This window comes from Phaeobacter sp. JH20_37, from assembly GCF_048056015.1.
Classification (GTDB): domain Bacteria; phylum Pseudomonadota; class Alphaproteobacteria; order Rhodobacterales; family Rhodobacteraceae; genus Phaeobacter; species Phaeobacter bryozoorum.
Genome location: NZ_JAYMWW010000013.1, coordinates 1,292,520 through 1,314,395, shown reverse-complemented (window position 1 = coordinate 1,314,395; position 21,876 = coordinate 1,292,520). Strand labels below are relative to the sequence as shown.

Here is a 21,876-nt window from a genome sequence, read left to right as displayed (position 1 = left end):
CCAATCTGTGAACAGGGCGTGCGCCCGCTGGCCCCCAAGCCGACGGATTACCCTGTGCGCAGTGTGAACCCTGCAAAAGATATACGGTATCGATAGGGACAGATTGTGTCCAATTCGGCCTGAATTGCGAAGAGAATGCGGCATCACAGCACACTGCGCCGTGCCTTGGCCAGCGGCGCGGTGGCGAGCGCCTGATGGCCGTCGAACAGCTGCCGTTTTGGCGTGAACAGGCCGGGGTATCGCAGGCGCTCAGCATAGCCAAGCACCGACCCGGCACAGAGCCAGGTCACCGGGGTCAGCGTCGCGTTCAGCAGCATATCGACTAGCGTCGCCGCCAGCATCAGCGCCAAAGGCGCGGCAAAGGGCGACAGCGTTGCAGCCGCATGGCGGCGCATCTGTTGCCACAGCAGCACCAAGGGCCCGGCCAGAAGGCCCATCTCCGCGACATAGCCAACCCAGCCAAAGGTGCCAAAGACAAGGATCCAGCGACCGTCCGGGATCGATTCGATCTCTCCGCTTTCGAGGTTGCGTACCAGATTGCGACCCCAGCCGCCCCAGCCGAACCAGGGTTTGTCGGCGGCGCGATCCAGCATCAGCGCCTCATTGGTGAACCGAAAGCCCAGCGATTGCGCCCGTTCGGGACTGAAGGCCTGGGCCTGCGCAAGGATGGCATCCACGGGCACCAGCCCAAGGTTGCGCAGCATCGGATAGACAATCGCCACCACCCCCAATGCCAGCGCCAGCCGCATCTGCATCCGGTAGGAAGCCATCGCCACAAAGGGTGTGAAGATCAGGCCATAGACCAGCGAGGCGATGCTCTTGCACAGGATCAGCACCGCAAAAAGGTAAATCGCCGCCATGGTATAGCGTCGCTTGTCCGGGCCTTCGGCACTGCGGGCCAGCGCGGTTGCGGCCAGCACGGACATCAGCACGAACAGCGCCAGCCACAGGCTATGGGGCAGGAATACAATCGGTCGGAACCCGCCCTGACGCATGGTCTGGCTGAAATCATGCTGAAAGAATCCATAAACCCAGGTGTTGATCTGCGGGCTGAACCGGACTTCGAACAGCGAAGGTATCGAATAGATCAGCCCGGCCACCATCAGCACCATCACCAGCTGCCGCTGCTGGTCGGGATGTGAGAGGTAGCGGCGCGCCAGAAAGAATGGCAGCAAGACGATCAACTGGTTGATCATCACCGATCCGAGGTCGCGCCAGCGCAGCCCGGGCAGGGCATAGGTCGGAAAGACGATGGGTTCGGCGTTTTCAAGAACGCGGAACACGATCGGGTCACCATTGGTCAGCACGGTTGCAATGACCGAACCGAGAAAGAGAGCCACAAGCGCCCGCATCACCGGATGGCGGGGCCAGATCTCCACCCGCTTACGCAGGATATAGACACAGATCACAAAAGCGACGACGGCCGGAATGGAATCCTTGTCCATATCCGGGACCAATGGCAGGTCGAACACCGCAAGCGGTGGCAGGAACAGATAGCCGCCGATGACGCACCAAAGAATAGCCTGCTGCAACGGCAGACGCCGAAACAGTTTGTATGCGATCACCGGCCAGGCGATCAGCATAAGATAGGCCAAAGCATTTGGCATCGCGTGCGGCCCTGCGCTCCTGTATTTGCCCCCGTGACCATAAGTTTAGCCCCAGATGTCTGCGCTGTCGCCCGCATTCGTATTCTGAGGTAAACTCTTGAAACAGATGCAAGGCCATGTGATCGAAGAGGGGCGCCGCTTCTGGCGCATGAGGGGGGATGCGGGTGTATTTTGATATTCGGGACACACGGATTGATGTGAACATTGCCGATCCGGCGCGGCTGGAACAGGCGGTGATGGGGCATTTCCAGACCCGTCGTGGCTTTGCGCTGGCGACGGTGAATTTGGATCACCTGGTGAAAATGCACAGCTCGCCTGCCTTTCTGAAAGCCTATGCCGCACAGGATTTCGTGGTGGCTGATGGGCGGCCCATTGTCTGGCTGTCGCGGCTGGCACAACGACCGGTGGCGCTGATGCCGGGCTCCGACATGGTGCTGCCGCTTTGTCGTTGGGCCGCGCGCGCCGGGGTGCCTGTTGCTCTTGTAGGCAGCTCCGAAGCCGCGCTTCAGGATGCCTCCGCGGCATTGAAAGCTGAGGTGCCGGGGCTTGAAATCGCCTGGTGCCACGCGCCGCCGACGGGCTTTGACCCCGGCAGCGAGGCTGCGGAGCAGATCCTGCGCGAGCTTGCGCGCAAGCAGATTGGCCTGTGTTTTCTTGCGCTTGGCGCTCCCAAACAGGAGATCATGGCCGCCCGTGGTCGCGCTCTTGCGCCCGAGGTCGGCTTTGCCTCAGTTGGCGCGGGGCTTGATTTTCTGGGCGGCCATCAGAAAAGAGCGCCCGCCTGGGTGCGCCGATTGGCCCTGGAATGGCTGTGGCGGGCGCTGAGCAGCCCGCGCCGCCTGGGTCCGCGCTATCTGCGCTGTCTGGCAATCCTGCCGGGTCAGCTGCTTCACGCGCTCAGGCTGCGCCACCCCTGACGGAAACTGGCTTGGCCGGATTTGGCCTGACCGAATTTGGCCCGACCGGATCTGCCCTGACCGGGGCGGCGGCAGTTATTTGTATTCCATCAATCCGCGTTTGCGCCCCCGCAGCCGCAGCCAGTGATATTCCATCGCGCCCTGTGCCTCGGCAAATTTGCCGAGAATGGAATAGAATGCGCGACGACGGCCCATCCGGGCAGCCAGCCGCAGGAACTGCACCGGGTAGACCAGCAACAATAGCAGCGCCCAACCGGAAAACGGCAGCAGCATCAGGATGAGGGCCGGGATTCCGGCGCCCCAGATCAGCGCCCGCCTGGTTTCCGCAACCCAATGGCGTTCGGGACCGGCGCCATGCAGCGCCGCCCCCTCGGCAAAGGCGAAACCCGCACGGCGGCTGCGCTGCCACCACTGCGAAAACCGGAGCATCTGGGCATCGTGCAATGTCATCTCGACATCCAGCCGCCAGATTGACCACCCCGCGCGTGCCAGACGCAGGCACAGCTCAGGCTCTTCGCCCGCGATCAGGTCGTTGCGATAGCCGCCAACCTCCTGCAGGGCGCGAAGCCGCATCAGGGCGTCGCCGCCACAGGCCTTCGCCGGGCCGACCGGAGTGTCCCATTCGTGATCGCAGAGCTGGTTGTAGATCGAGCTGTCGGGGTGACGTTCGCGCCGCCGCCCACAGACCACCGCCAGCCGGGGATCAGCCTCCAGCCGCGCGGTTGCGCTGGCGATCCAGCCCGGCACCACCTCGCAATCGCCATCCACCAGCTGCACATAGGTACAGTCGCCGTCGAGATGGGCCAGACCTGCATTGCGGGCGCGGGCGGCGGTGAACCGCTCGCTCATATCGAGGCTGACAACCTTTACCCCCAGCGCCTCGGCCGCGGCGACCGACCCATCCGTCGACCCGCTGTCGACGTAGATCACCTGACGCAGCTGACCTTGCAGGCTGCGCAGGCAGGCCAGCAGCCGCGCCCCTTCGTTGCGGCCGATGACGACAGCATCGACAATCGGCGGCGTCTGGGCGGCGACCGGCGGATCCTGCACATCTCGGGTCATGCTGCGCTCTCCGCCAGATAACGCGGGGAAACCTGCAGGAAACCGGCCTCGCGCAGCTGTTGCGGCCCGGTTTCCGGCCCGTCATAGCGCTGAGCCTTTTCGGACCATAGGCTGAGATCCGGCGTCGTGGCAAAGCCCGCAACACGCAGCGCATCCTCGCCATGGGAGATAGCCGCGCGGGACAGGGAGGCCTGATCCCGCGCCATCGGATCATTGGCAAATTTATAGTGTTTCAGAACTGCCATCGTGTCGGCGACCTGCACACCGGTCGACAGATGCGGATGCACCGCCGGGCCGACGTCTGCACCGACAAAAACCAACGGGTGTTTGCTGAGGCAACAGTTCTCTCCAAAAATCGCGCCGCGAATGCCACCGAACTGCATTCTGGGTGCAGGCGCGGGCGCATCTGGCAGCTGGTTCTGGGACAGGAAAAACCCCAGCCCGGTAGCCGGATCATGATAGGGCAGGGCGCGCACCGCGCTGATGTCATAGTGGCAGAAGCTCTGCTGCACCTCCGGGTAGGCGTGCTGCGCGACCGATTGCAGCGGCGCCTTGGGAAACATTTCCAGCATCTGCGCCATCATCGCGCTATACCCATGCCGATCCAGATAGCGCACCAGCCCGGTCAGGCCGAGCTGCGCCTGCCCCTCGAATTCAAGGATTTCGTCCATATCGGCGAAAAGACACCAGCGACCGGCGCAAAACTTCCGCGCCGCATAACCGCGAAAGATATTTTCAAAGCGGCCCCAGGGCAGGCGGGACTGCAGCACCGTGACATCCGGTTCTGCCGCTAGCCGGGCCAGCGTGTCGTCGCTGGAGCCGGTGTCGCAGAAGACGAAATGCGCCGCCCCAAGCGCGCGGTAATGGGCGAGAAAAACATCAAGGTAATAGGCTCCGTCCCGCACCAGCGCGACCACGGTAACTGCTTCGCGCGGTTGATGAATTTGGCGCGGCCCCGACAGGTTCCGGAGCGTTGCACGAAACCGCAGGCGATCAAATGGCATGACGATCCTGCTGTCGAACCGATCCGCAAGACGGGCACGAAACCGGCGGGTCAGCCCATCGGGCGCTTTCGGCGCGGCGGGGCTGGGAGGATCATCTGTGCCGGTCATCGTGGCTCCTGGTCGGACAGTTCCAACTGTGCAAAAACATCGATCCGTGGCAAGTATATTGCATTATGTTAGCGCTAAAACTATGACCGTCGCAGAATTGCATTTCGACGCTGAATACGGCAGTGTCTCGCAAAAATCGGACATGCAGAGGGACAGAGCACATGGGCTCGGACATGACAGTGCTGGTTGGCGACGTGGGCGGCAGCAATACGCGGCTGGCCCTTGCCGGTCCTGAAATCGGCGTCACGGCGCTACAAAGCTTTGCTAATGATAGCTTTTCCAGTCTCGATGACGTGCTTGCAGCCTATTGCTCGCAGCCCGATCTGCCGCCTTTGGCCGGTGCCTGCATCGCGGTGGCGGGGCCTGTCTATGGCAACGAATATCAGCTGACCAACCGCAACTGGCAGGGGACGGCAGCGGACCTGGGTCGACAGTTGCAGCTAGGCGAGGGCGCGCGGGTTGACGTGATCAACGATCTGGCCGCGCTCGGGCATTCGCTGCCCGCACTGATCCCCGGCCAGCTGTCGTCGCTGCGGGCGGGACACCAGCGCGGACAGCAGGCGCTGGTTGCGGGCATCGGCACCGGCTTCAACGTGTCCTTGTCGGTGGATGGCCACACTGCCGAAGCCGAGATGGGCCATACCAGCCTGTCGGCGCCTGTCGCGCGTGGTCTGGTCGAACGGCTTGGAGAGCGAGCTGCCGGTTTTGCAACCAATGAGGATCTGTTCTCCGGGCGCGGGCTGGTGCGCTATCATCAGGCGCTGCATGGCGTCGCGGCAGAGGGCGGCGCGCAGATCGTCGCGGATTATCTTGCCGATGCCGACAGCCCTGCCGCAGAGACGGTGACCAGCTGGGCGCGGCTGCTGGGGGATTTTGCCCGCGAATTGGTGCCGACCTATATGCCGGGACAGGGGATCTTTTTTGCCGGCAGCGTGGCACGGGGCGTGCTCGGCACCCCGGCCTGCGAGATATTCCTCAAAAGCTTCCTGCAACCTGCGACCGGCGTGCAGAGCCGGTGTGAAACCACGCCGCTGTGGTTGATCACCGACGATGCCGCAGGCGTCAGCGGGGCGGCGCGTTTTGCAATCGAAATGGCCGGCCGCAGTCGCTGAACCGCGCCCATAGCTGGGGCGCAGATCAATAGTCGCGTTTGAAGAAGAGGCCGATCCCGGTCTCGCCTTCGCCATCCACCTTGCCGGTGACGGTGAGGCTCTTGCTCACATCCAGATTGATGCTCAGCTCACTGTCGCCGCGGGTGTTGACATTGAAATCGGTATAGACGTTCTCCGATACATAGCCGCCGATATCCAGAAGGCCCGCGCCGATATTGTCGAGACCCAGCTCAACATTGCTGGCGCCGGTTTCATCGCGCAGTTTGCTCTCGGCCCGATTGCTGCCGCCGCGCCCGCTGAGCGTGGCGACGGAGCTCGCCAGCCGTGCCAGCGCCAGCGGGGAGAGGTCCTGAATATTGTCGCCAAACAGCAATAGCGCCAATGCCTCCTCGCTTGGGCGTTCCGGCTCGGAGGTCACCTTGATCGAGGGGCTGTCGATCAGCCCGGAGAGTTCGAGCGTCGCGGTGCCTTCGGAGGTCGCTGCCGAGGAGCGCAAGAGCAGATAGGGGCGCAGGTCGCCTTGCAAGGTGATCTGCCCCTCATCAAGCGCCAGCCGTCGTCCAAGAATGTCAAAGGTGCCACGGATCAGGCTGATCTGGCCTGATGGCGCCAGGTTCGCGGTGCTGCCGCGCAGCTGGATCTGGCCGCCCAGCTCGGCACGAACGCCGCGCCCACGGGCGTTGATGCGATTGGGCGCGCTGATCAGCACGTCAAGCAGGGTTCGGCCAGCCCCGCCACCGCCGCCGCCGGTGTTGATCAGCCCGGCACGGGCGCGCGTGCGGCGCACCTCGGCAGGCTCACCCTGATGGCGGATATCCGGGATCGGCGCTGCGGTGACGGAGCCGCCTGCGGTCGCAAGGTTGATATTGGTCTCGCCCACATCAATCCGCCCTGACAGGCTTTTGGTTCCGATCAGCCCCCCGGTCAGAGACAGCGCACCAGAGAGTTGCGTGTCATAGGACAGCTGATCGCTGAGACCGACATTGGTGAGCGCGATCTGCAACTGCGCATCAAAGGGCGCGATCAGCCCGATGGGTCCGCTGACCCGCAGCTGGCCGCCATCGCGGGGCTGCGCCGTCAGCTGAAGATCGGCTCTGGACCGCGCAATAGAGACGGTGGCGGTGATGTCATCTATCCGCTGGGCGGCAGCCGGAATTGCCAGCGACGTCCCACTGGTACGGATCTGCCCGCTGAGGTTGGCCAGCGATGGCTCCCCTTCCAGCGAGAGATCGAACTGGGCGGGGCCACGGATCAGATTGGGTGACATGAAGGGGTTCAGCCCCTCCAAACGCAGCTGTCCCCTGGCATCAATATCGGCACGGCCCTGCACCTCGTCCCAGCTGCCCGCAACGGTGCTGGTGACGCCAGCCGGGCCAATCGCGCGGCTATCGATCTGCCAGACCCCATCGCGGCGACGGGCGGTGCCTTCGGCGGTCAGCCGCCCCGGCAGCCCGGGAACGAAGCGCTGTACCTCGGCCACCAGCGCGTCAAAGGTGATATCAGCGTCCCCTTTGTTTTCGGAGACCGTACCATCGAGATCAGCCGATAGCCCCGCCGGTCCTTCGGCCGCACCGTCAAAGGTCCAGACCCCGGCGCGGCGGCTGGCAGTGCCCTTGGCGCTCAATGATCCGGCGAGGGTCGGTACAAAACGTTCAAGCGCGTTGATCGCGGCGTCGAACTCCAGATCGCCATCGCCGTTGATATTGATCTGGCCGGTCAGTTCCGCGCGGGATGATTTCGGGCCTTGCAGCTCGGCAATGCCAGAAAACGTCTGGTTCTCGCGGGTGATATCCGCGCTGAATTGCAGCGCTCCGGGGGCCTGCGGCAGGACCTTCTCCAGCTGCTTCAGCGTGGCGCCGAGGGACAGGTTGCCGCTGGTGCTGCCCAGTTGCCCATTGGCCCGCGCGCTCAGCCCTTTGGCCTCCAGCGCGAAGCGGTCGATGCTGAGCCCGGCCTCGTCCCGGCCGGCCTTGAGCGAAATGGTGGTGGTGCCGCCGATCAGGTCATCGACAGGCCGCAATCCCGCCGAGAGGTCCTGACCCCGAACTGCGAGGTCAATGTCAAAGGCCCCAGACAGCGGGGTGGTGGAGCCGACGGCCTTTGCCGTCATCCGCCCCTCCAGAGATTGTCCCGCAAGGCTGGAGAAACGCGCAAGATTCTGGGCGTTGGCGTCAATATCGGCGGAGATGCGCAGCCCGCTTTCCAGACCGTCGATGGTGACCGCCCCGGTCGCACCGTAATCCGCGCCCAACAGCAGCATATTGGTGATACGCAGCGCGCCGGGTCCATCTGTGGTGACCTGCCCGTCAAAGGTGATTGCCGCCCCCAGGGCCTCGGCCAATGCAGGGTCGGTGGGGCGCAGCCCGGTCAGCGCGGCGGCGATCTGCCCATCCAGCGCCAGACCGCTGCTCTGGTCCAGGGTGCCGGTCATCTCCAACTCGGCACGGGCAATGCGCAGCGCGGGGTTGGCCAGCCGTTTCATCCGTGCGGTCACGGTCCAGTCGCGGCCAGCGGGTTTCCGTGCATGGAGCGCAAGGTCGGTGACCGTGGTCGAACCGCCTGCCACCGGCAGGACCACCGCTTCCTGTCCCGGCGGAGGGGTGACCGCAGCGCTCAGATCGGCGCTTTCAAGTTCGCCACCGGCGGCCATTTCAACAAAACCGGAAACCTCCAGCGCCTGTGTCGAAAGCGCCAGATCGTCGATCATCACCCCGCCCATGGCGCGGGTCTGGCCGCGCAGCCGGGCGCGCATGTCTGGGCCGAAAAACGGCTGATAGACCGGATCGACCAGCGCGGTGATATCGCCGTTCAGATCCGCACGAAAGCCAATGGGGCGGCTGCCCGCGCTCGGATCCGCCGGGGCGTCGCCGGCAGGCGACAGAACAACAGTACCGCCGAGGCGTCGGGTGCCGTCGGTATCCAGTGCCAGTTCGGCGCTGAAATCCTCAACCGGTCCGCGTCCTTGCAGGGCGAGACGGATATCGGGGCCGCCCGGCAGGCCAAGCGCGGTGGACACAAGCCCGCCGTCTTCCTCCTGCAACACCATATCAACCGTGATATTGCCGGTCTCATTGGCAAAACCCGCCTCCAGGGTGAGCTGATCACTGTCGCGGTCCAACCGGGTGATCTGCAAGGCGCTATCGAGCGCGCCATTGGCAAGGCTCATCGAACCATCAAGGGTCAGCACCGCCGCCACCCCGACCAGATCCTGCCCAAGTGTCAGCCGCCCAACCTTGATTTCACCGATATTGATCGACACCGGCAGCTCCGGCAGCTGGAACGGCGCCGCCTCGGGGGTTGGCAGGTTGGGGTCGTCCAGCGGCGCAGCGGGTGCGCGTTCGATATGAATGCGATCCGCCTTTAGCGTGTTGATGGAGAAATCACCGCGCAGCAGGCCTAGGCGGTTCCAGTCCAGTTCTGCGCCCTCAATGGTCAGCCAGATGCCTTCGCTATCTGCCACGGTCAGCTTTTGAAGCGTAGCCTGCGAGGACAGCGCCCCCTCCAGCCCGGTAACGCGGATCGCGCGGCTCTCGCCCGAGAGCGTGTCTTCGAGAAAATCAACCAGCAGGCCACCGCTCTCTTGGCGCTCCTGCGCGGGTGTTTCCAGAGGGGCCATTGTCAGCGCCACAGCAACGAGCAGCGGCGAGAACAGGGTGGCAGGGCGGAGGGCTGCGAGAAGATGTTTCAAAATGCCTGTCCTATCCCGATGTAGAATTGCAAGCCGTCGTCGCTGCCACCGTCTACCGGATAGGCCAGATCCAGACGGATGGCGCCGATCCCGGCCACGTCGTAGCGCAGCCCGAACCCGGCGCCGGCATGTCGGGCCGAGTCCGAGGAGACAAAACTCTCCGCATCCACCAGCCCGACATCGTAAAAGCCGACAAGGGTGAATTTCTCGCCGATCCGCCCGCGTACCTCGCCCGATAGGGCCAGATAGCCGCGCCCGCCGGAGATCCCGCCCGCCGCAGGCACGCCCAGCGACTGGAACTCCTGACCGCGCACCGATCCTGCGCCGCCGGAATAAAACAGCAGGGTTGGCGAAACCTCAGACAGCGACGGGCCGATGACCGATCCCATCTGCAACCGCCCGGCCAGCACGATGCGGTCACTGCTGCCAAGCGCCTTATAGGCGCGCCCGTCGAATTTCAGCTGAAGCCCGGATTTGCTGCCATCCACGCCGACAAAGGGCAGGGCGCGGGCATCCAGATAATATCCGCTGGTGGCGCTCAGGCTGCTGTCGCGCCCGTCGTATTCCGCCCGTAGCTGCCCGACCAGATATTTGAAACGTCGCTTGCCGAAGACGTCTTCGGCGAGCACGCTCTCAAAGCCAACGGAGGCCTCGGCAAAAAGCTGGTCGGAATAGACCCGGCGCAGACCGACCGCGCCCAGTCCACGGGTGGCGGTGTAATGTTCTTCGTCCAGCCTCTCGGCCTCAAGCAGGTAGAACTGGCTGTCATCGGGACCAAAAGCGGCAGGCCGGTCCAGCCGCAGCGCCACGCGCCCGTCCAGATCATTTGCACTGCCAATGCCCGACAACCGGGCCTCAAATCGCAGGCGCTCCGCACCGCCAAAGAGATTGCGGTGCATCCAGGAACCACTCACCTCCAGCCCGTCAGAGGAGCTGAGCTCTGCCCCAAAGGTAAATCGCCGGGGCGGCTGATCCTCGATCCTGGCGACATAATCCAGCGTACCGTCGGGATTGGCGCGTTCGGCAGGGCGAATGGTGACAGCGGCAAAAGCCCCGGTGCGGCGCAACCGTGTCGCGGACCGCGACAGAAGATCGGGGTGAAACACCTCGCCTGTCGGGAAGCCTGCGATCCGCTGTATCGCCTCTGCCCGCACGTTCGAGGGTGTGGCCAGTTTCAAACGACCAAAACGCAGCTGCGGTCCCGGCGCCAGGCGCAGACTCGCATTCAGTCTGGCGGCCACATGGTTGGCGGTGATCGACTGCGCGCCGACCTTGGCCTGCGGGTGACCGGCATAGCGCCAGTTTTCCACACCCGCGTTTGCGGCATCGCGCAGGACTGCGGTGGTGGCGGTGCGACCGGTGGCAAATTCTTCGGGGATCTCAACCGCTCGTCGCTGTGGGAGGGGGGCAATCTCAGCGGTGCCAAAGGTGAATTTCGGACCTGCCTTGACGGTGATATCTATCTTCTTGATCTCACGCGGAAGGTTCAGGGGCTGGATCCGGGCCGCCTCGCGCCCATCGACGCTTATCTGCACCACCGGTGAGAAATATCCCTGATCGTAAAGCACCTGCACCAGCGTGCGATAATCCGAGAGCGCCGCCGCCATCAGCGGCTGCACGCCGGTCTCGCCGCGTGCGCTGGTCGCCAGCGTGGCAGAAGCATCCTGCAGGAGGTCGCGCAAATCGCCGTCCGACCCCGGCGCGACCAGCCGGGCGTCCGCCGCAGACAGCGCCAATGTGCCGCCAAAGAACAAGGCCGTTGCCAGGGCGGCCTTGCGGCCCAGCTGAGCAAAACCCCGAGGTTGAGTGACATGGCAAAGGGAGCGGCGGAAGGATCGGCGATAGAACATGGGACGCTCCGGACAGGCTACAAGATCGATCCCCGGTCTCGGGCGGATCGGCGCTGACGCCACCGAGACATGTGGACCGGGATCAGAACTAACATAGGGCAAACCCGGTGTGTAACGTCAATGTCGCGTGATAGGTTCCCGCGCCAATTCGTGATCGAGCCTCTGACAGATCGGCGACAGATCGGCGCTGATGCGCGCCCCCGGTCGGAGCTGACGGGCTGACGACCGGCTACATCTGCGCGGCGCGGAACCAGGCCCGGATCGCAGCGCGATCCTCGGGCGCCATATAGGTGATATTGGCAGGTGGCATCGCATGGGTCACACCCGCCTGCAGGTAAATCTCACCGGCGCGGCGGGCCACATCCGCTTCGGTCTCCAGCAAGACACCCTTGGGGGCGGTGCGGATCCCGTCCCAGAAGGGTTCGCGGGCATGGCACATGCTGCATCGGCCCAGAACGATTTCATGCACCTCGGCAAAGCCTTCGGTCTGGGCCATGGTCAGCGCGGTGCCGCTCAGCGCGGCCTCCTCCGGGGCATCGTCGCCCTCATGCTCAAGCCCCAGCGACGACAGGATGATCACGCCCAGGAACAACAGCGCCGTCGCCAGCCAGGTCCAGGTCGGATCACCGGCACGGGCGTGGCGTGTGTTGAAATAATGCCGGATGGTCACCCCCATCAGGAACACCAGCGCCGCGATCAGCCAGTTGTATTCGCTGGCAAAAGCCAGCGGGTAGTGGTTCGACAGCATCAGAAACACCACCGGCAGCGTCAGATAGTTGTTATGGGTCGAGCGCAGCTTGGCGATCTTGCCATATTTGGCGTCCGGCGCGCGGCCTTCCTGTAGATCCTTCACCACGATGCGCTGGTTGGGCATGATGATGAAAAACACATTCGCCGTCATGATGGTGGCGGTAAAGGCACCGAGATGCAGCATCATGGCGCGACCGGTGAACACCTGATTGAGACCCCAGCCCATGGCCACCAGCATCACGAACAACAGCACCATCAGCAGGGTCGGGCGCTCAGCCAGACCGGATTTACACAGACGGTCATAGACCAGCCAGCCCACCGAGAGCGTCGCGGCTGAAATCAGGATCCCCTGCCACAGCGCCAGATCCGCCTTCGACTGGTCGATGAGATACAGCTCGCCACCGACCCAATAGACCACCATCAACAGCGCAAAACCCGAAAGCCATGTCATATAGCTTTCCCATTTGAACCAGGTCAGATGGTCAGGCATCTCGGCGGGGGCGACCAGATATTTGCGGATGTGATAAAAACCGCCACCATGGACCTGCCATTCCTCGCCATGGGCGCCCACCGGCAGATCCGGTGCCTTGTGCAGCCCCAGATCCAGCGCGATGAAATAGAAGGAGGAGCCGATCCAGGCGATGGCGGTGATCACATGCAGCCAGCGGATGGCAAAGCCCAGCCAATCCCACATCATCAACAGCTCAAACATTCAGATCCGGTCCTTTGTCGCCCAATGCGCATTGCTGCGGCCGGGGCTGGGTTAACAGTCAGTCGCTGCGCGTCCTGCGGGCGCCGATGCCGCCCGGTGGTTCGGGCCGGGCGGGGCGCAATCTGGCCTAGCGCAGCCCTGCCACACTAGGCAAAGCGGGGTTTCTTCGGTATTCCCATATACTGCCAAACTGTATCAAAAAATCTGGAACAATCGCAGGCCTCTGTCATGTCTTACCTCGACAATATCCGCACCTTCGTTCGGGTCTATGAACTGGGCTCGATGTCGGCCGCAGGGCGCGACCTCAGGGTGTCGCCTGCAGTCACCTCGGCGCGGATCTCGCAGCTGGAGGAATACCTCGGCGTGCGGCTGTTCCAGCGCACCACCCGCAATCTCACCGCAACCGAGCAGGGGCGAGCCTTCTATGACGGGGCGGTTGCGGTTTTGGATGCGGTGGATCTGGCGGAGGCCAGGGTGATGCATCTGACCGATACCCCGCGCGGCACCCTGTTTGTGGCGGCACCTCTGGGGCTGGGGCGGCGGCTGCTGGCGCCGCAGACGCCGGAATTCCTGGCCACCTACCCGGAGATCAACCTGCGTCTGCGGCTGTCGGACCGTGCGGTGGATCTGACCAGCGAGGGGCTGGATCTGGCATTCTTCCTGGGCCAGCCAGAGGACAGCAACCTGCGCATTCGCAAGATTGCGGATTGCCAGCGGGTGCTCTGCGCCGCGCCCGCCTATGTCGCGCGGCGCGGGTTGCCCGCAGATGGTGACGCGCTGCTGCGGGATGGGCATAATTGTCTGAACCTGCGCTACCCCGGCGCCAGTGAGTTTCAGTGGCTGTTGCAGACCGGCGATGGCCCGCGCCGTTTTGCGGTGAGCGGGCGCTACGAATGCGATGATGGCGATGTGCTGACCGATTGGGCGCTGGCAGGGGAGGGCGTGATCCTGAAACCCCTCTTCGAGGTTGCCGAGCATCTGGCGGCAGGACGTCTGGTGCCGGTCGCCGAGGCCACGCCACCGGTGCCCGTCCAGCTGGCCTGTCTTTATACCCATCGCCGCCATCAGGATCCGAAGACCAGATTGTTCATGGAATATATGACCGCGCGGCTGGCCTCAGTCCTGCGTGTCGATGGGCTGCGTGTCGATGGCGCGCAACCGGGGCGTGCTGCCGACCCCGCGCAGGCAGGAACGCCCGAGACCTGAGCGACCCGCAGCAGCTCCCGCCCGCCCCGGCGCTCCTGTCGGAGCGCCGCCTCCGTTGGGCATGGCCGCGCCAGGGCGCGGCGGCGCTCAGCTGCCGCGATAGGTGGAATAGCCGAAAGGCGACAGCAGCAGGGGCACGTGGTAATGCGCGCTCTCATCGGTGATGCCAAAGCGGATCGGAATTTCGTCCAGAAACAGCATCTCGCCGGAGGCCTGGCCATTGGTGCGCAGGTATTCCCCGGCCTCGAACACCAGCTCGTAGAGACCGGTCACAAAATCCTTCTTCGGCAGGATCGGACTGTCGGTCCGCCCATCGGCATTTGTCAGCATCTGCGCGATCTCAGTGCGCCCGCCTGCATCCAGCCGGTACAGCCGGATCGGCAGTCCGGCGGCGGGGCAGCCGCGCGCGGTGTCCAGCACATGTGTGGTGAGATACCCGGGCTCTGTCCTTGTGCTCATTCTTAAGTCCTCCTGCTATGGGGCTACCTCTGCCTGATGGCGGCGGGGCCTGCAAACCTGTGCAATCTGATAGTGTATTCGGGAAAATTTGAAAGATAGCCGTGATCTTCTGCCATAGTAATGACCTGGAGTTGTTTGAAAAGAGGCCCCCGGCAATGAACAGATACCCTCGCAACATGATCGGATATGGCGCGACGCCGCCCGATGCAGCCTGGCCCGGCAATGCCAAGGTCGCGGTGCAGTTCGTGTTGAACTATGAAGAGGGCGGGGAGAACAATATCCTGCATGGTGATGCGGGGTCGGAGGCGTTTCTGTCTGACATCGCCGGGGCGGCGCCCTGGCCAGGACAGCGGCACTGGAACATGGAATCGATCTACGATTACGGCGCCCGCGCCGGGTTCTGGCGGCTGCATCGCATGTTCACCGCTGCGGATATCCCGGTCACCATCTATGGTGTCGCCAGCGCATTGGCGCGCTCTCCCGAACAGGTCGCGGCGATGAAGGCTGCCAAGTGGGAGATCGCGTCGCACGGGCTGAAATGGGTCGAACACAAGGATATGGCAGAGGCCGACGAACGCGCCGCCATTGCCGAGGCGATCCGCCTGCATACCGAGGTGGTCGGAGAGCGTCCGCGTGGCTGGTACACTGGCCGGTGCAGTGAAAACACCGTGCGTCTGGTGGCTGAGGAGGGCGGTTTTGACTATATCTCGGACACCTACGACGATGATCTGCCCTATTGGCTGGAGGTCGGCGAACGCGATCAGCTGATCATCCCCTATACGCTGGAAGCCAACGACATGCGCTTTGCCACCGCACCCGGCTACATCACTGGCGAACAGTTCTATCAGTATCTCAAGGACGCCTTTGACCTGCTCTATGCTGAGGGTGAAGAAGGTGCGCCGAAAATGATGTCGATCGGGCTGCATTGCCGCCTGATCGGCCGCCCCGGCAAGGCGGCGGGGCTGAAACGGTTTATCGACTATATCCGGGGGTTCGACGGGGTCTGGTGCCCGCGCCGCATTGATATCGCCGATCATTGGGCGAAAACCCATCCACATCAGCGCCGTGAACGCCCCAGCCAGATGAGCTGCGCGCGATTTGTCGAGGCCTATGGCGGGATCTTTGAACACTCCCCCTGGATTGCCGAACAGGCGCATGATCTGGAACTGGGACCAGCCCATGACCGCGCGGCAGGGCTGCATAATGCGCTGTGCCGGATGTTCCGCTCTGCCAGCGAGGCGGAGCGGTTGGGCGTGCTGACAGCGCACCCGGATCTGGCAGGCAAGCTGGCCGCCGCCAAACGTCTCACGGCGGAGAGCACCAGCGAGCAGGCCTCCGCCGGGCTGGATGCGCTGACTGATGCGGAACGCACACGGTTTACGCAATTGAACAGCGCCTATGTGGAAAAACACGGCTTTCCCTTCATCATTGCGGTGCGCGACCACGATAAGACGTCGATTCTTGCAGCATTTGAACGGCGTATCGCCAATGATCGCGACAGCGAATTTGCCGAAGCCTGTCGGCAGGTCGAACGTATCGCCGAGTTCCGCCTGCGGGATGTGCTGCCGTGAGGGACTGCCAGCTATGCCGGAGACCGCGATGAAGATGCTTGAGATCCAGCCGATCACAGCCGAGGGCTTTGCCCCCTTTGGCGATCTGATCGACTGCACCGGAGCGCCGGACAAGATCATCAACCAGGGGCTCTGCGGACGGTATCACGATCGGGCCACCATGGAGTTCAGCGCCGGTCGTGCGGGTCTCAGCCTGTTTAACGCCGAGCCGCGTGAACTGCCGATGCCACTGCGGATGGTCGAGCGCCACCCGGACGGCAGTCAGGCCTTCATCCCGATGAGTGAAACCGGATTTCTGGTGATCGTCGCCCCGGATCGCGGTGGTGTGCCGGGACTGCCGCTTGCCTTTGAAACGCAACCCGGACAGGCGATCAACTTCCACCGGGGCACCTGGCACGGGGTGCTGACGCCCCTGACGGCGCCGGGCCTGTTTGCCGTGGTGGATCGGATCGGAGAGGGCGCCAATCTGGAAGAACACTGGTTTGAAAGCCCCTATCAGGTGATCCGACCCTGATCTGACAATCAAAGGCGCAGCGACCCAGCGGGTCTTGCGCCTTTTTCTTTCGCAACAGGCACTCCGCCAAATGAGAGTGTCATCACAACACCGACCAAGACCAACAGAATAAGCAACAACAGAGAGGACCAGATCCATGGCCGATGGCTCAATCGGAACGCCGGCGCAGCTGCGCGATCCCAATTACACTCCACCGCTGGCAAAGGCTGTGCCACTGGGCATCCAGCATGTGCTGGCCATGTTTGTCTCAAATGTCACTCCGGCGATCATCGTGGCCGGGGCGGCGGGATTTGGCTTTGGCTCTAATTCCCCCGATTTTCCCGAACTGCTCTATCTGATCCAGATGTCGATGCTGTTTGCCGGGGCGGCGACGCTGCTGCAGACACTGACCATCGGGCCGATTGGTGCGGCGCTGCCGATTGTGCAGGGCACCAGTTTTGCCTTCTTGCCGATCATGATCCCGCTGGTCGCGGGCAAGGGGGTTGATGCGCTGGCGGCGCTGTTCGGCGGGGTGCTGATCGGCGGGCTGTTTCATGCCGCATTGGGGCTGGTGATCGGGCGTATCCGCTTTGCCCTGCCGCCGCTGGTCACCGGGCTGGTGGTCACCATGATCGGCCTGGCGCTGGTCAAGGTCGGCATTCAATATGCCGCCGGAGGCGTGCCAGCGATCGGGACTCCGGAATATGGCTCGCTGCTGAACTGGTCGGCAGCGCTGGTGGTGATCATCGTCACCCTGGGTCTGAAGTTCTTTGCCCGCGGGATGCTGTCGATCTCGGCGGTGCTGCTCGGGCTGATTGTCGGCTATCTCTATGCGATGATGATGGGCATGGTCACGGTCGAGGCCATTGGCACCAGCTGGTCGCGCGCCAGCGCCTTTGCGCTGCCGATGCCGTTCAAATACGGGATCGAGTTTTCCTTTGCCGCGATTGTCGGTTTTTGCCTGATGGGGCTGGTATCGGCGGTTGAAACCGTGGGCGATGTCAGCGGTATCGCCCGTGGCGGTGCAGGCCGGGAAGCCACCGACAAGGAGATTTCCGGTGCCACCTATGCGGACGGTTTCGGCTCGGCGCTGGCGGGCGTGTTTGGCGGGTTGCCCAATACCTCCTTCAGCCAGAACGTGGGCCTGATCGCCATGACCGGCGTCATGAGCCGTCATGTGGTCACGATCGGCGCGCTGTTCCTGATCCTCTGCGGGCTGGTCCCGAAGGTTGGCGCGATCATCCGCACCATTCCGATTGAGGTGCTGGGAGGCGGTGTCATCGTCATGTTCGGCATGGTGGTGGCTGCTGGTATTTCGATGCTGTCGGATGTCGACTGGAACCGCCGCAATATGGTGATCTTTGCCATTTCCCTCTCCATCGGATTGGGGCTGCAGCTGGAACCGGGTGCGGTGCAGCACCTGCCGGATACGCTGCGGGTCCTGATGACCTCGGGCTTGCTGCCGGCGGCGCTCATTGCAGTTGTGCTCAATCTGGTGCTGCCGCAGGAGCTTGCCAGCGAGGCCACGGAAGAGGTCTCTGGCGGCCTGTCAGGACAGGGGCGCGGCAGCCTGCCGGGCGAGTAACCGCAGCTCTTGAGTGTGCAACGAACAGGGGCCGCAGCAGATATGCGCGGCCCCTTTGTTCATGGTCGCAGACAGTCGCCTCTTTTCAGCTCTGCCCTGCCATCAGCGCGGCCATATCCAACATCCGAGCGGAAAATCCCCATTCATTGTCATACCAGCCAAACACCCGCAGCTGGTGATTGCCGATCCGACGGGTTTCCGGTCCGGCAAGGACCAGCGATTCAGCTCGGGCACGCAGATCGGATGAGACCAGCGGCTGCTCGGTCCATCCCAGAACCTGCGAAGCCTCGATCGCAGTGCGCAGGGTGGTATCGGCGAAGTCTGCCGCCATCGGGTGGCTGGTCCTGACCACCAGATCCACCGCAGACACGCTGGCGGTTGGCACTCGCACCGCAGCACCACTGATGCGACCAGCCAGATGCGGCAGTACCTCGTCGATCAGATGGGTGGCAGAAGTCGTGGTTGGCACCATCGACAGCGCCCCGGCACGGGAGCGGGCAAAATCGCCGCGCGGTGCGTCCACCATCGGCTGCGAATTGGTGTAGCAGTGGATCGTGGTCATATGGGCGCTGTCGATGCCCAGCAGCATGTCCAGCAGCTTGACCAGCGGGGCCAGCCCGTTGGTGGTGCAGGAGGCATTGGAGATGATCGCGCCATCGCCCAGATCGGCCTCGTTTGCGCCCAGCACAATCGTGCGTTCGGCGGCGGGCGAGGGGCCGGAGATCAGCACCTTGCGCGCCCCGGCCGTCAGCCCCCGTCCCGCCACATCCGATGTTCGCGCGATGCCGGTGCATTCCAGCACCACATCGACGCCTGTGAGATCCAGCGTGCTGAGGTCGGCTGTCTGGTGGAACCGGATCACCCGGTCGGCAATCCGCAGGTTGTTGCCCTCGATCGCAACCGCGTCGGGATAGGGGCCAAAGGTGCTATCGTATTGAAACAGATAGGCGCACATGTCCAAGGGTGCGATATCGTTGATGCAGACCAGCTCAATCCCGGCACCGCGCGGCGTTGTCAGGATCTGGCGCAGAATAGCGCGGCCGATGCGGCCGAATCCGTTGATTGCAAGTTTCATGGCCAAGCTATGACAGGGCGCGGCGCGCGGCTCAATCCGCTAGAGCGGCAATCCTGCTCCGGTTTCGGTCACAATTTCCCGCGCGGTGTTTCAAATCGACGTCTGTGCCGCGGGGCGGGGCCACGCGAACCACGGCGGAGTGCGCCTAGGGGCAGGCCAACTGTGCGAAATACGTCCCATTGATGGAGCGCACCATCGTCTCGACCCGGGCCCGGCACCCGGTTGCAGCGTGAAAGGCGCGCACGGCCTGCCGCGCTGTCAGAACCGCAGGCGGGCGAAACGGCTGTAGCTCCGCGTTCTGGCGCTGCGCCATGTAGCGTCCCGTCGCGCTGCCGGTGTTGCGACCTGTGTCTGTCACCTCCGGGGCCACATGCCAGCTGCGCCCCAGCACATTGACCACGGTCACCTGTGCCTCCGATTCGGTGCCAGCATCAGCCGGACCCGGCAGGGTGAGCAGCAACGGTCCCGTCACCACGGCAAAGGCGATGCCAGCCATCTTGCGGCCAGCGGCCCTGCGCGGGGCGGTGGCAGCGGCGGCGATGGTTGCCGGGCGACCCGCACGGGTGCTCAGCACCGCCAGCAGGCTCATCAGCCCCAGCGCAAGACCTGTGAACACGATAGATATGATCGACATTGGCGCAGGCTCCATGGCTGACCTCGCGGGGCGAGATCGACCCGCGAGACTGTCTTGCAACATGTCACCTACCTTAGCGCAGCTGTGCGTTCTGGCAATGGCGATGCGCCGCCTTGGTTAGCGCGGCGGGCTTAGTGGCATGTGCCGGTTGACGTCCTTGTATAGCAGGTAACGGAAGCGTCCCGGTCCCCCGGCATAGCAGGCCTGCGGGCAGAAGGCGCGCAGCCACATGAAATCACCGGCCTCAACTTCGACCCAATCCTGGTTAAGGCGGTAGACGGCCTTGCCCTCCAGAACATAGAGCCCGTGTTCCATCACATGGGTCTCGGGGAAAGGGATGACGCCGCCCGGTTCAAAGGTCACGATAGTGACATGCATGTCATGCGACAGATCTGCCGGATCGACAAAACGGGTGGTGGCCCAGCGACCCTCGGTTTCGGGCATGACGCTGGGGGCGATGTCGCGCTCGTTGGTGACCAGAACTGCGGGTTTCTCGACGCCGGGCGCCGGTTCCCAGCGTTTGCGGATCCAGTGAAACCCTGCTGTGCTGTCGCTGCTGTTGTGCAGGGTCCAGGCCGCCCCGGCCGGGATATAGGCATAGCCGCCCGGTTCCAGGTGATGCGCGACGCCATCGACGGTCAGATCCAGCTTGCCCTCCGTCACGAACAGCACGGATTGCGCGGCGCTGTCATGTTCGGGGCTGTCGGAGCCGCCACCCGGTTGCAGCTCAACGATATATTGCGAGAACGTCTCGGCAAAGCCACTCAGGGGGCGAGCGATGACCCACATCCGCATCCCCTGCCAGCCCGGCAGATATGAGGTGGTGATATCGCGCATTGTGCCCTTGGGGATGACGGCATAGGCATCGGTGAACATGGCGCGGTCGGTCAGCAGCTGCTCCTGACCGGGGTGGCCTCCCTTGGGGGTGAAATAACGCGGCGCGGTCATCGGCGATCCTTTCGTGATGGGTGCCGTATTTATGCGGGCTTGCCGATGGGGGTCCAAGAGGGGCGCTGCGGATAACATCCTTCGCGAAATTTTGAATATCGGATGCGGGCAGCGTTACAGATCTGCCAGCGCCTGGCTCTGGCGCAGCTCCGCCGCGCAGAGCTGCAACGCGCGCAGCGAGATTTCGGTGTCCTGTGCCGGGTTCATCCCCCGCGGGGACGAACTGCCAACCACGATAGGCCGTTGATCGGGGCGCGAGACCGGCACGGCGTAACCGATGATCCCGGTTTCGAACTCACTGTCGGTCACCGCATAGCCCCGCTGCCGCGCGGTGCGCACCCGGTCGAGGATTTGATCCACCTCGGTCAGGGATTGCTCGGTGTGGCGGGGGATATCCGCCGTCGCTAACGTTTCGGCAGCCGCGTCGTCCGACAGGCAGCCCATCAGCATCCGCCCCAGGCTGGTATGGACCAGCGGGATATGAGCGCCGGCGGTAAACCCATAGGTGACCGGTGCATGTTCGACCGTGGATTGCGCCAGCAGCAACACCCGCCCCTGATCCAACGTCGCAAGTGTAATCTCAGCGCCAAGGCTGCGGGCATGACGGTTCAGCACCGGCTGCACCTTGCGGCCAAACTGATTGGCCTGAAGAAACCCGCCGGACAGCGCCAGCACCTGCGGCGTCAGCGACAGGACCCGGCCCTGCTGGCGCAGATACCCGGCCTGTACAAGCGTCAGCGCCCCGCGCCGCGCCGTGGCACGATCCTGACCGGTGCGCCGTGCGATATCTGCCAGCGTCAGCGTCGGAGTAGCCGCGTCAAACGCCGCCAGAACAGCCAGCCCCTTGGCAAAGCTTGAGGAAATATTACGGTCTTGTTCACTCATCTTCTCATCCAAAAAATACTTGTCAGCGCGCCTGCTTGCACCGGGGGAGGGGATCAAATGGATCGTATCCCGGTAGCACCGACCGCAGATCGAACAAGGTACGGCCCGTGTCCGCATCGGTCTGAGACATCATCGGTGTTCTGTCGGTGCCCCTGCCTCCGTCACCCTGGGTTGTCTGTCAGTTTCAGTCTTCGGCCCTGCGCTGTGCCC

Annotated in this window: 17 protein-coding genes; 6 read left to right on the top strand and 11 right to left on the bottom strand. The window is 63.6% G+C overall.

Translation table 11 applies throughout. The annotated features are described in order from the left end of the window. Window positions 1-143: 143 nt before the first annotated feature. Window positions 144-1,607: a hypothetical protein gene (locus VWZ87_RS11145; protein ID WP_416536906.1), complete on the bottom strand. Its 1,464-nt coding sequence runs from the start codon at window positions 1,605-1,607 to the stop codon at window positions 144-146. 164 nt (window positions 1,608-1,771) lie between these two features. On the opposite strand from VWZ87_RS11145, the gene VWZ87_RS11140 reads away from it, so the two are divergent. Beyond that, window positions 1,772-2,524 (top strand): WecB/TagA/CpsF family glycosyltransferase, encoded by a 753-nt coding sequence (locus VWZ87_RS11140; RefSeq protein WP_416535535.1) that lies wholly within the window; start codon window positions 1,772-1,774, stop codon window positions 2,522-2,524. A gap of 75 nt (window positions 2,525-2,599) precedes the next feature. Here VWZ87_RS11140 and VWZ87_RS11135 read toward each other — a convergent pair whose 3' ends face one another. Then, window positions 2,600-3,586, bottom strand: a complete 987-nt coding sequence (locus VWZ87_RS11135) for a glycosyltransferase (RefSeq protein WP_416535534.1) — start codon at window positions 3,584-3,586, stop codon at window positions 2,600-2,602. Beyond that, window positions 3,583-4,698 (bottom strand): glycosyltransferase family 2 protein, encoded by a 1,116-nt coding sequence (locus VWZ87_RS11130; RefSeq protein WP_416535533.1) that lies wholly within the window; start codon window positions 4,696-4,698, stop codon window positions 3,583-3,585. The genes VWZ87_RS11135 and VWZ87_RS11130 overlap by 4 nt, the downstream gene beginning before the upstream one ends. A gap of 161 nt (window positions 4,699-4,859) precedes the next feature. Here VWZ87_RS11130 and VWZ87_RS11125 point away from each other — a divergent pair, with 161 nt between their 5' ends. Beyond that, window positions 4,860-5,810, top strand: a complete 951-nt coding sequence (locus VWZ87_RS11125; RefSeq protein ID WP_416535532.1) for a glucokinase — start codon at window positions 4,860-4,862, stop codon at window positions 5,808-5,810. Between the two features lie 25 nt (window positions 5,811-5,835). Here VWZ87_RS11125 and VWZ87_RS11120 read toward each other — a convergent pair whose 3' ends face one another. The 3 genes from VWZ87_RS11120 to VWZ87_RS11110 form a co-directional block, all read right to left on the bottom strand. After that, window positions 5,836-9,498 (bottom strand): translocation/assembly module TamB domain-containing protein, encoded by a 3,663-nt coding sequence (locus VWZ87_RS11120; RefSeq protein ID WP_416535531.1) that lies wholly within the window; start codon window positions 9,496-9,498, stop codon window positions 5,836-5,838. Then, window positions 9,495-11,348, bottom strand: coding sequence for an autotransporter assembly complex protein TamA (locus tag VWZ87_RS11115; RefSeq protein ID WP_416535530.1), 1,854 nt, complete (start codon window positions 11,346-11,348; stop codon window positions 9,495-9,497). The genes VWZ87_RS11120 and VWZ87_RS11115 overlap by 4 nt, the downstream gene beginning before the upstream one ends. A 229-nt stretch (window positions 11,349-11,577) precedes the next feature. Then, window positions 11,578-12,810: a urate hydroxylase PuuD gene (locus VWZ87_RS11110; protein WP_416535529.1), complete on the bottom strand. Its 1,233-nt coding sequence runs from the start codon at window positions 12,808-12,810 to the stop codon at window positions 11,578-11,580. A 228-nt stretch (window positions 12,811-13,038) separates the two neighbouring features. Between VWZ87_RS11110 and VWZ87_RS11105 the strand changes: the two genes are divergently transcribed. Beyond that, entirely contained in the window at window positions 13,039-14,016 is a 978-nt protein-coding gene (locus tag VWZ87_RS11105) for a LysR family transcriptional regulator (protein ID WP_416535528.1), read from the top strand. Window positions 14,017-14,103: 87 nt separating this feature from the next. On the opposite strand, the gene uraH is transcribed toward VWZ87_RS11105, so the two are convergent. After that, a complete protein-coding gene (gene uraH, locus VWZ87_RS11100) occupies window positions 14,104-14,475 on the bottom strand; it encodes a hydroxyisourate hydrolase (protein WP_340544551.1) in 372 nt (123 codons plus the stop codon). A 155-nt stretch (window positions 14,476-14,630) separates the two neighbouring features. On the opposite strand from uraH, the gene puuE reads away from it, so the two are divergent. The 3 genes from puuE (at window position 14,631) to VWZ87_RS11085 (ending at window position 18,124) form a co-directional block, all read left to right on the top strand. After that, window positions 14,631-16,046, top strand: coding sequence for an allantoinase PuuE (gene puuE / locus VWZ87_RS11095; protein ID WP_416536325.1), 1,416 nt, complete (start codon window positions 14,631-14,633; stop codon window positions 16,044-16,046). A 28-nt stretch (window positions 16,047-16,074) separates the two neighbouring features. Next, the gene (locus VWZ87_RS11090; RefSeq protein ID WP_340546280.1) at window positions 16,075-16,560 is read left to right on the top strand and encodes an ureidoglycolate lyase; all 486 of its coding nucleotides are present in this window, start codon (window positions 16,075-16,077) and stop codon (window positions 16,558-16,560) included. Between the two features lie 136 nt (window positions 16,561-16,696). Then, on the top strand, window positions 16,697-18,124 hold the full coding sequence (locus tag VWZ87_RS11085; RefSeq protein ID WP_340544553.1) for a uracil-xanthine permease family protein: 1,428 nt from the start codon (window positions 16,697-16,699) through the stop codon (window positions 18,122-18,124). Between the two features lie 85 nt (window positions 18,125-18,209). Here the strand turns inward: VWZ87_RS11085 and VWZ87_RS11080 are convergent, their stop codons facing one another. The 4 genes from VWZ87_RS11080 to VWZ87_RS11065 all read right to left on the bottom strand — a co-directional run bounded on the left by VWZ87_RS11080 (window position 18,210) and on the right by VWZ87_RS11065 (window position 21,666). Beyond that, window positions 18,210-19,199, bottom strand: coding sequence for a type I glyceraldehyde-3-phosphate dehydrogenase (locus VWZ87_RS11080; RefSeq protein ID WP_416536326.1), 990 nt, complete (start codon window positions 19,197-19,199; stop codon window positions 18,210-18,212). Window positions 19,200-19,344: 145 nt separating this feature from the next. Further along, window positions 19,345-19,833: a hypothetical protein gene (locus VWZ87_RS11075; RefSeq protein WP_416536327.1), complete on the bottom strand. Its 489-nt coding sequence runs from the start codon at window positions 19,831-19,833 to the stop codon at window positions 19,345-19,347. Between the two features lie 117 nt (window positions 19,834-19,950). Beyond that, entirely contained in the window at window positions 19,951-20,781 is an 831-nt protein-coding gene (locus VWZ87_RS11070; RefSeq protein ID WP_416536328.1) for a bifunctional allantoicase/(S)-ureidoglycine aminohydrolase, read from the bottom strand. A 114-nt stretch (window positions 20,782-20,895) separates the two neighbouring features. Next, window positions 20,896-21,666 (bottom strand): IclR family transcriptional regulator, encoded by a 771-nt coding sequence (locus tag VWZ87_RS11065; RefSeq protein ID WP_340544559.1) that lies wholly within the window; start codon window positions 21,664-21,666, stop codon window positions 20,896-20,898. Window positions 21,667-21,876 lie beyond the last annotated feature (210 nt).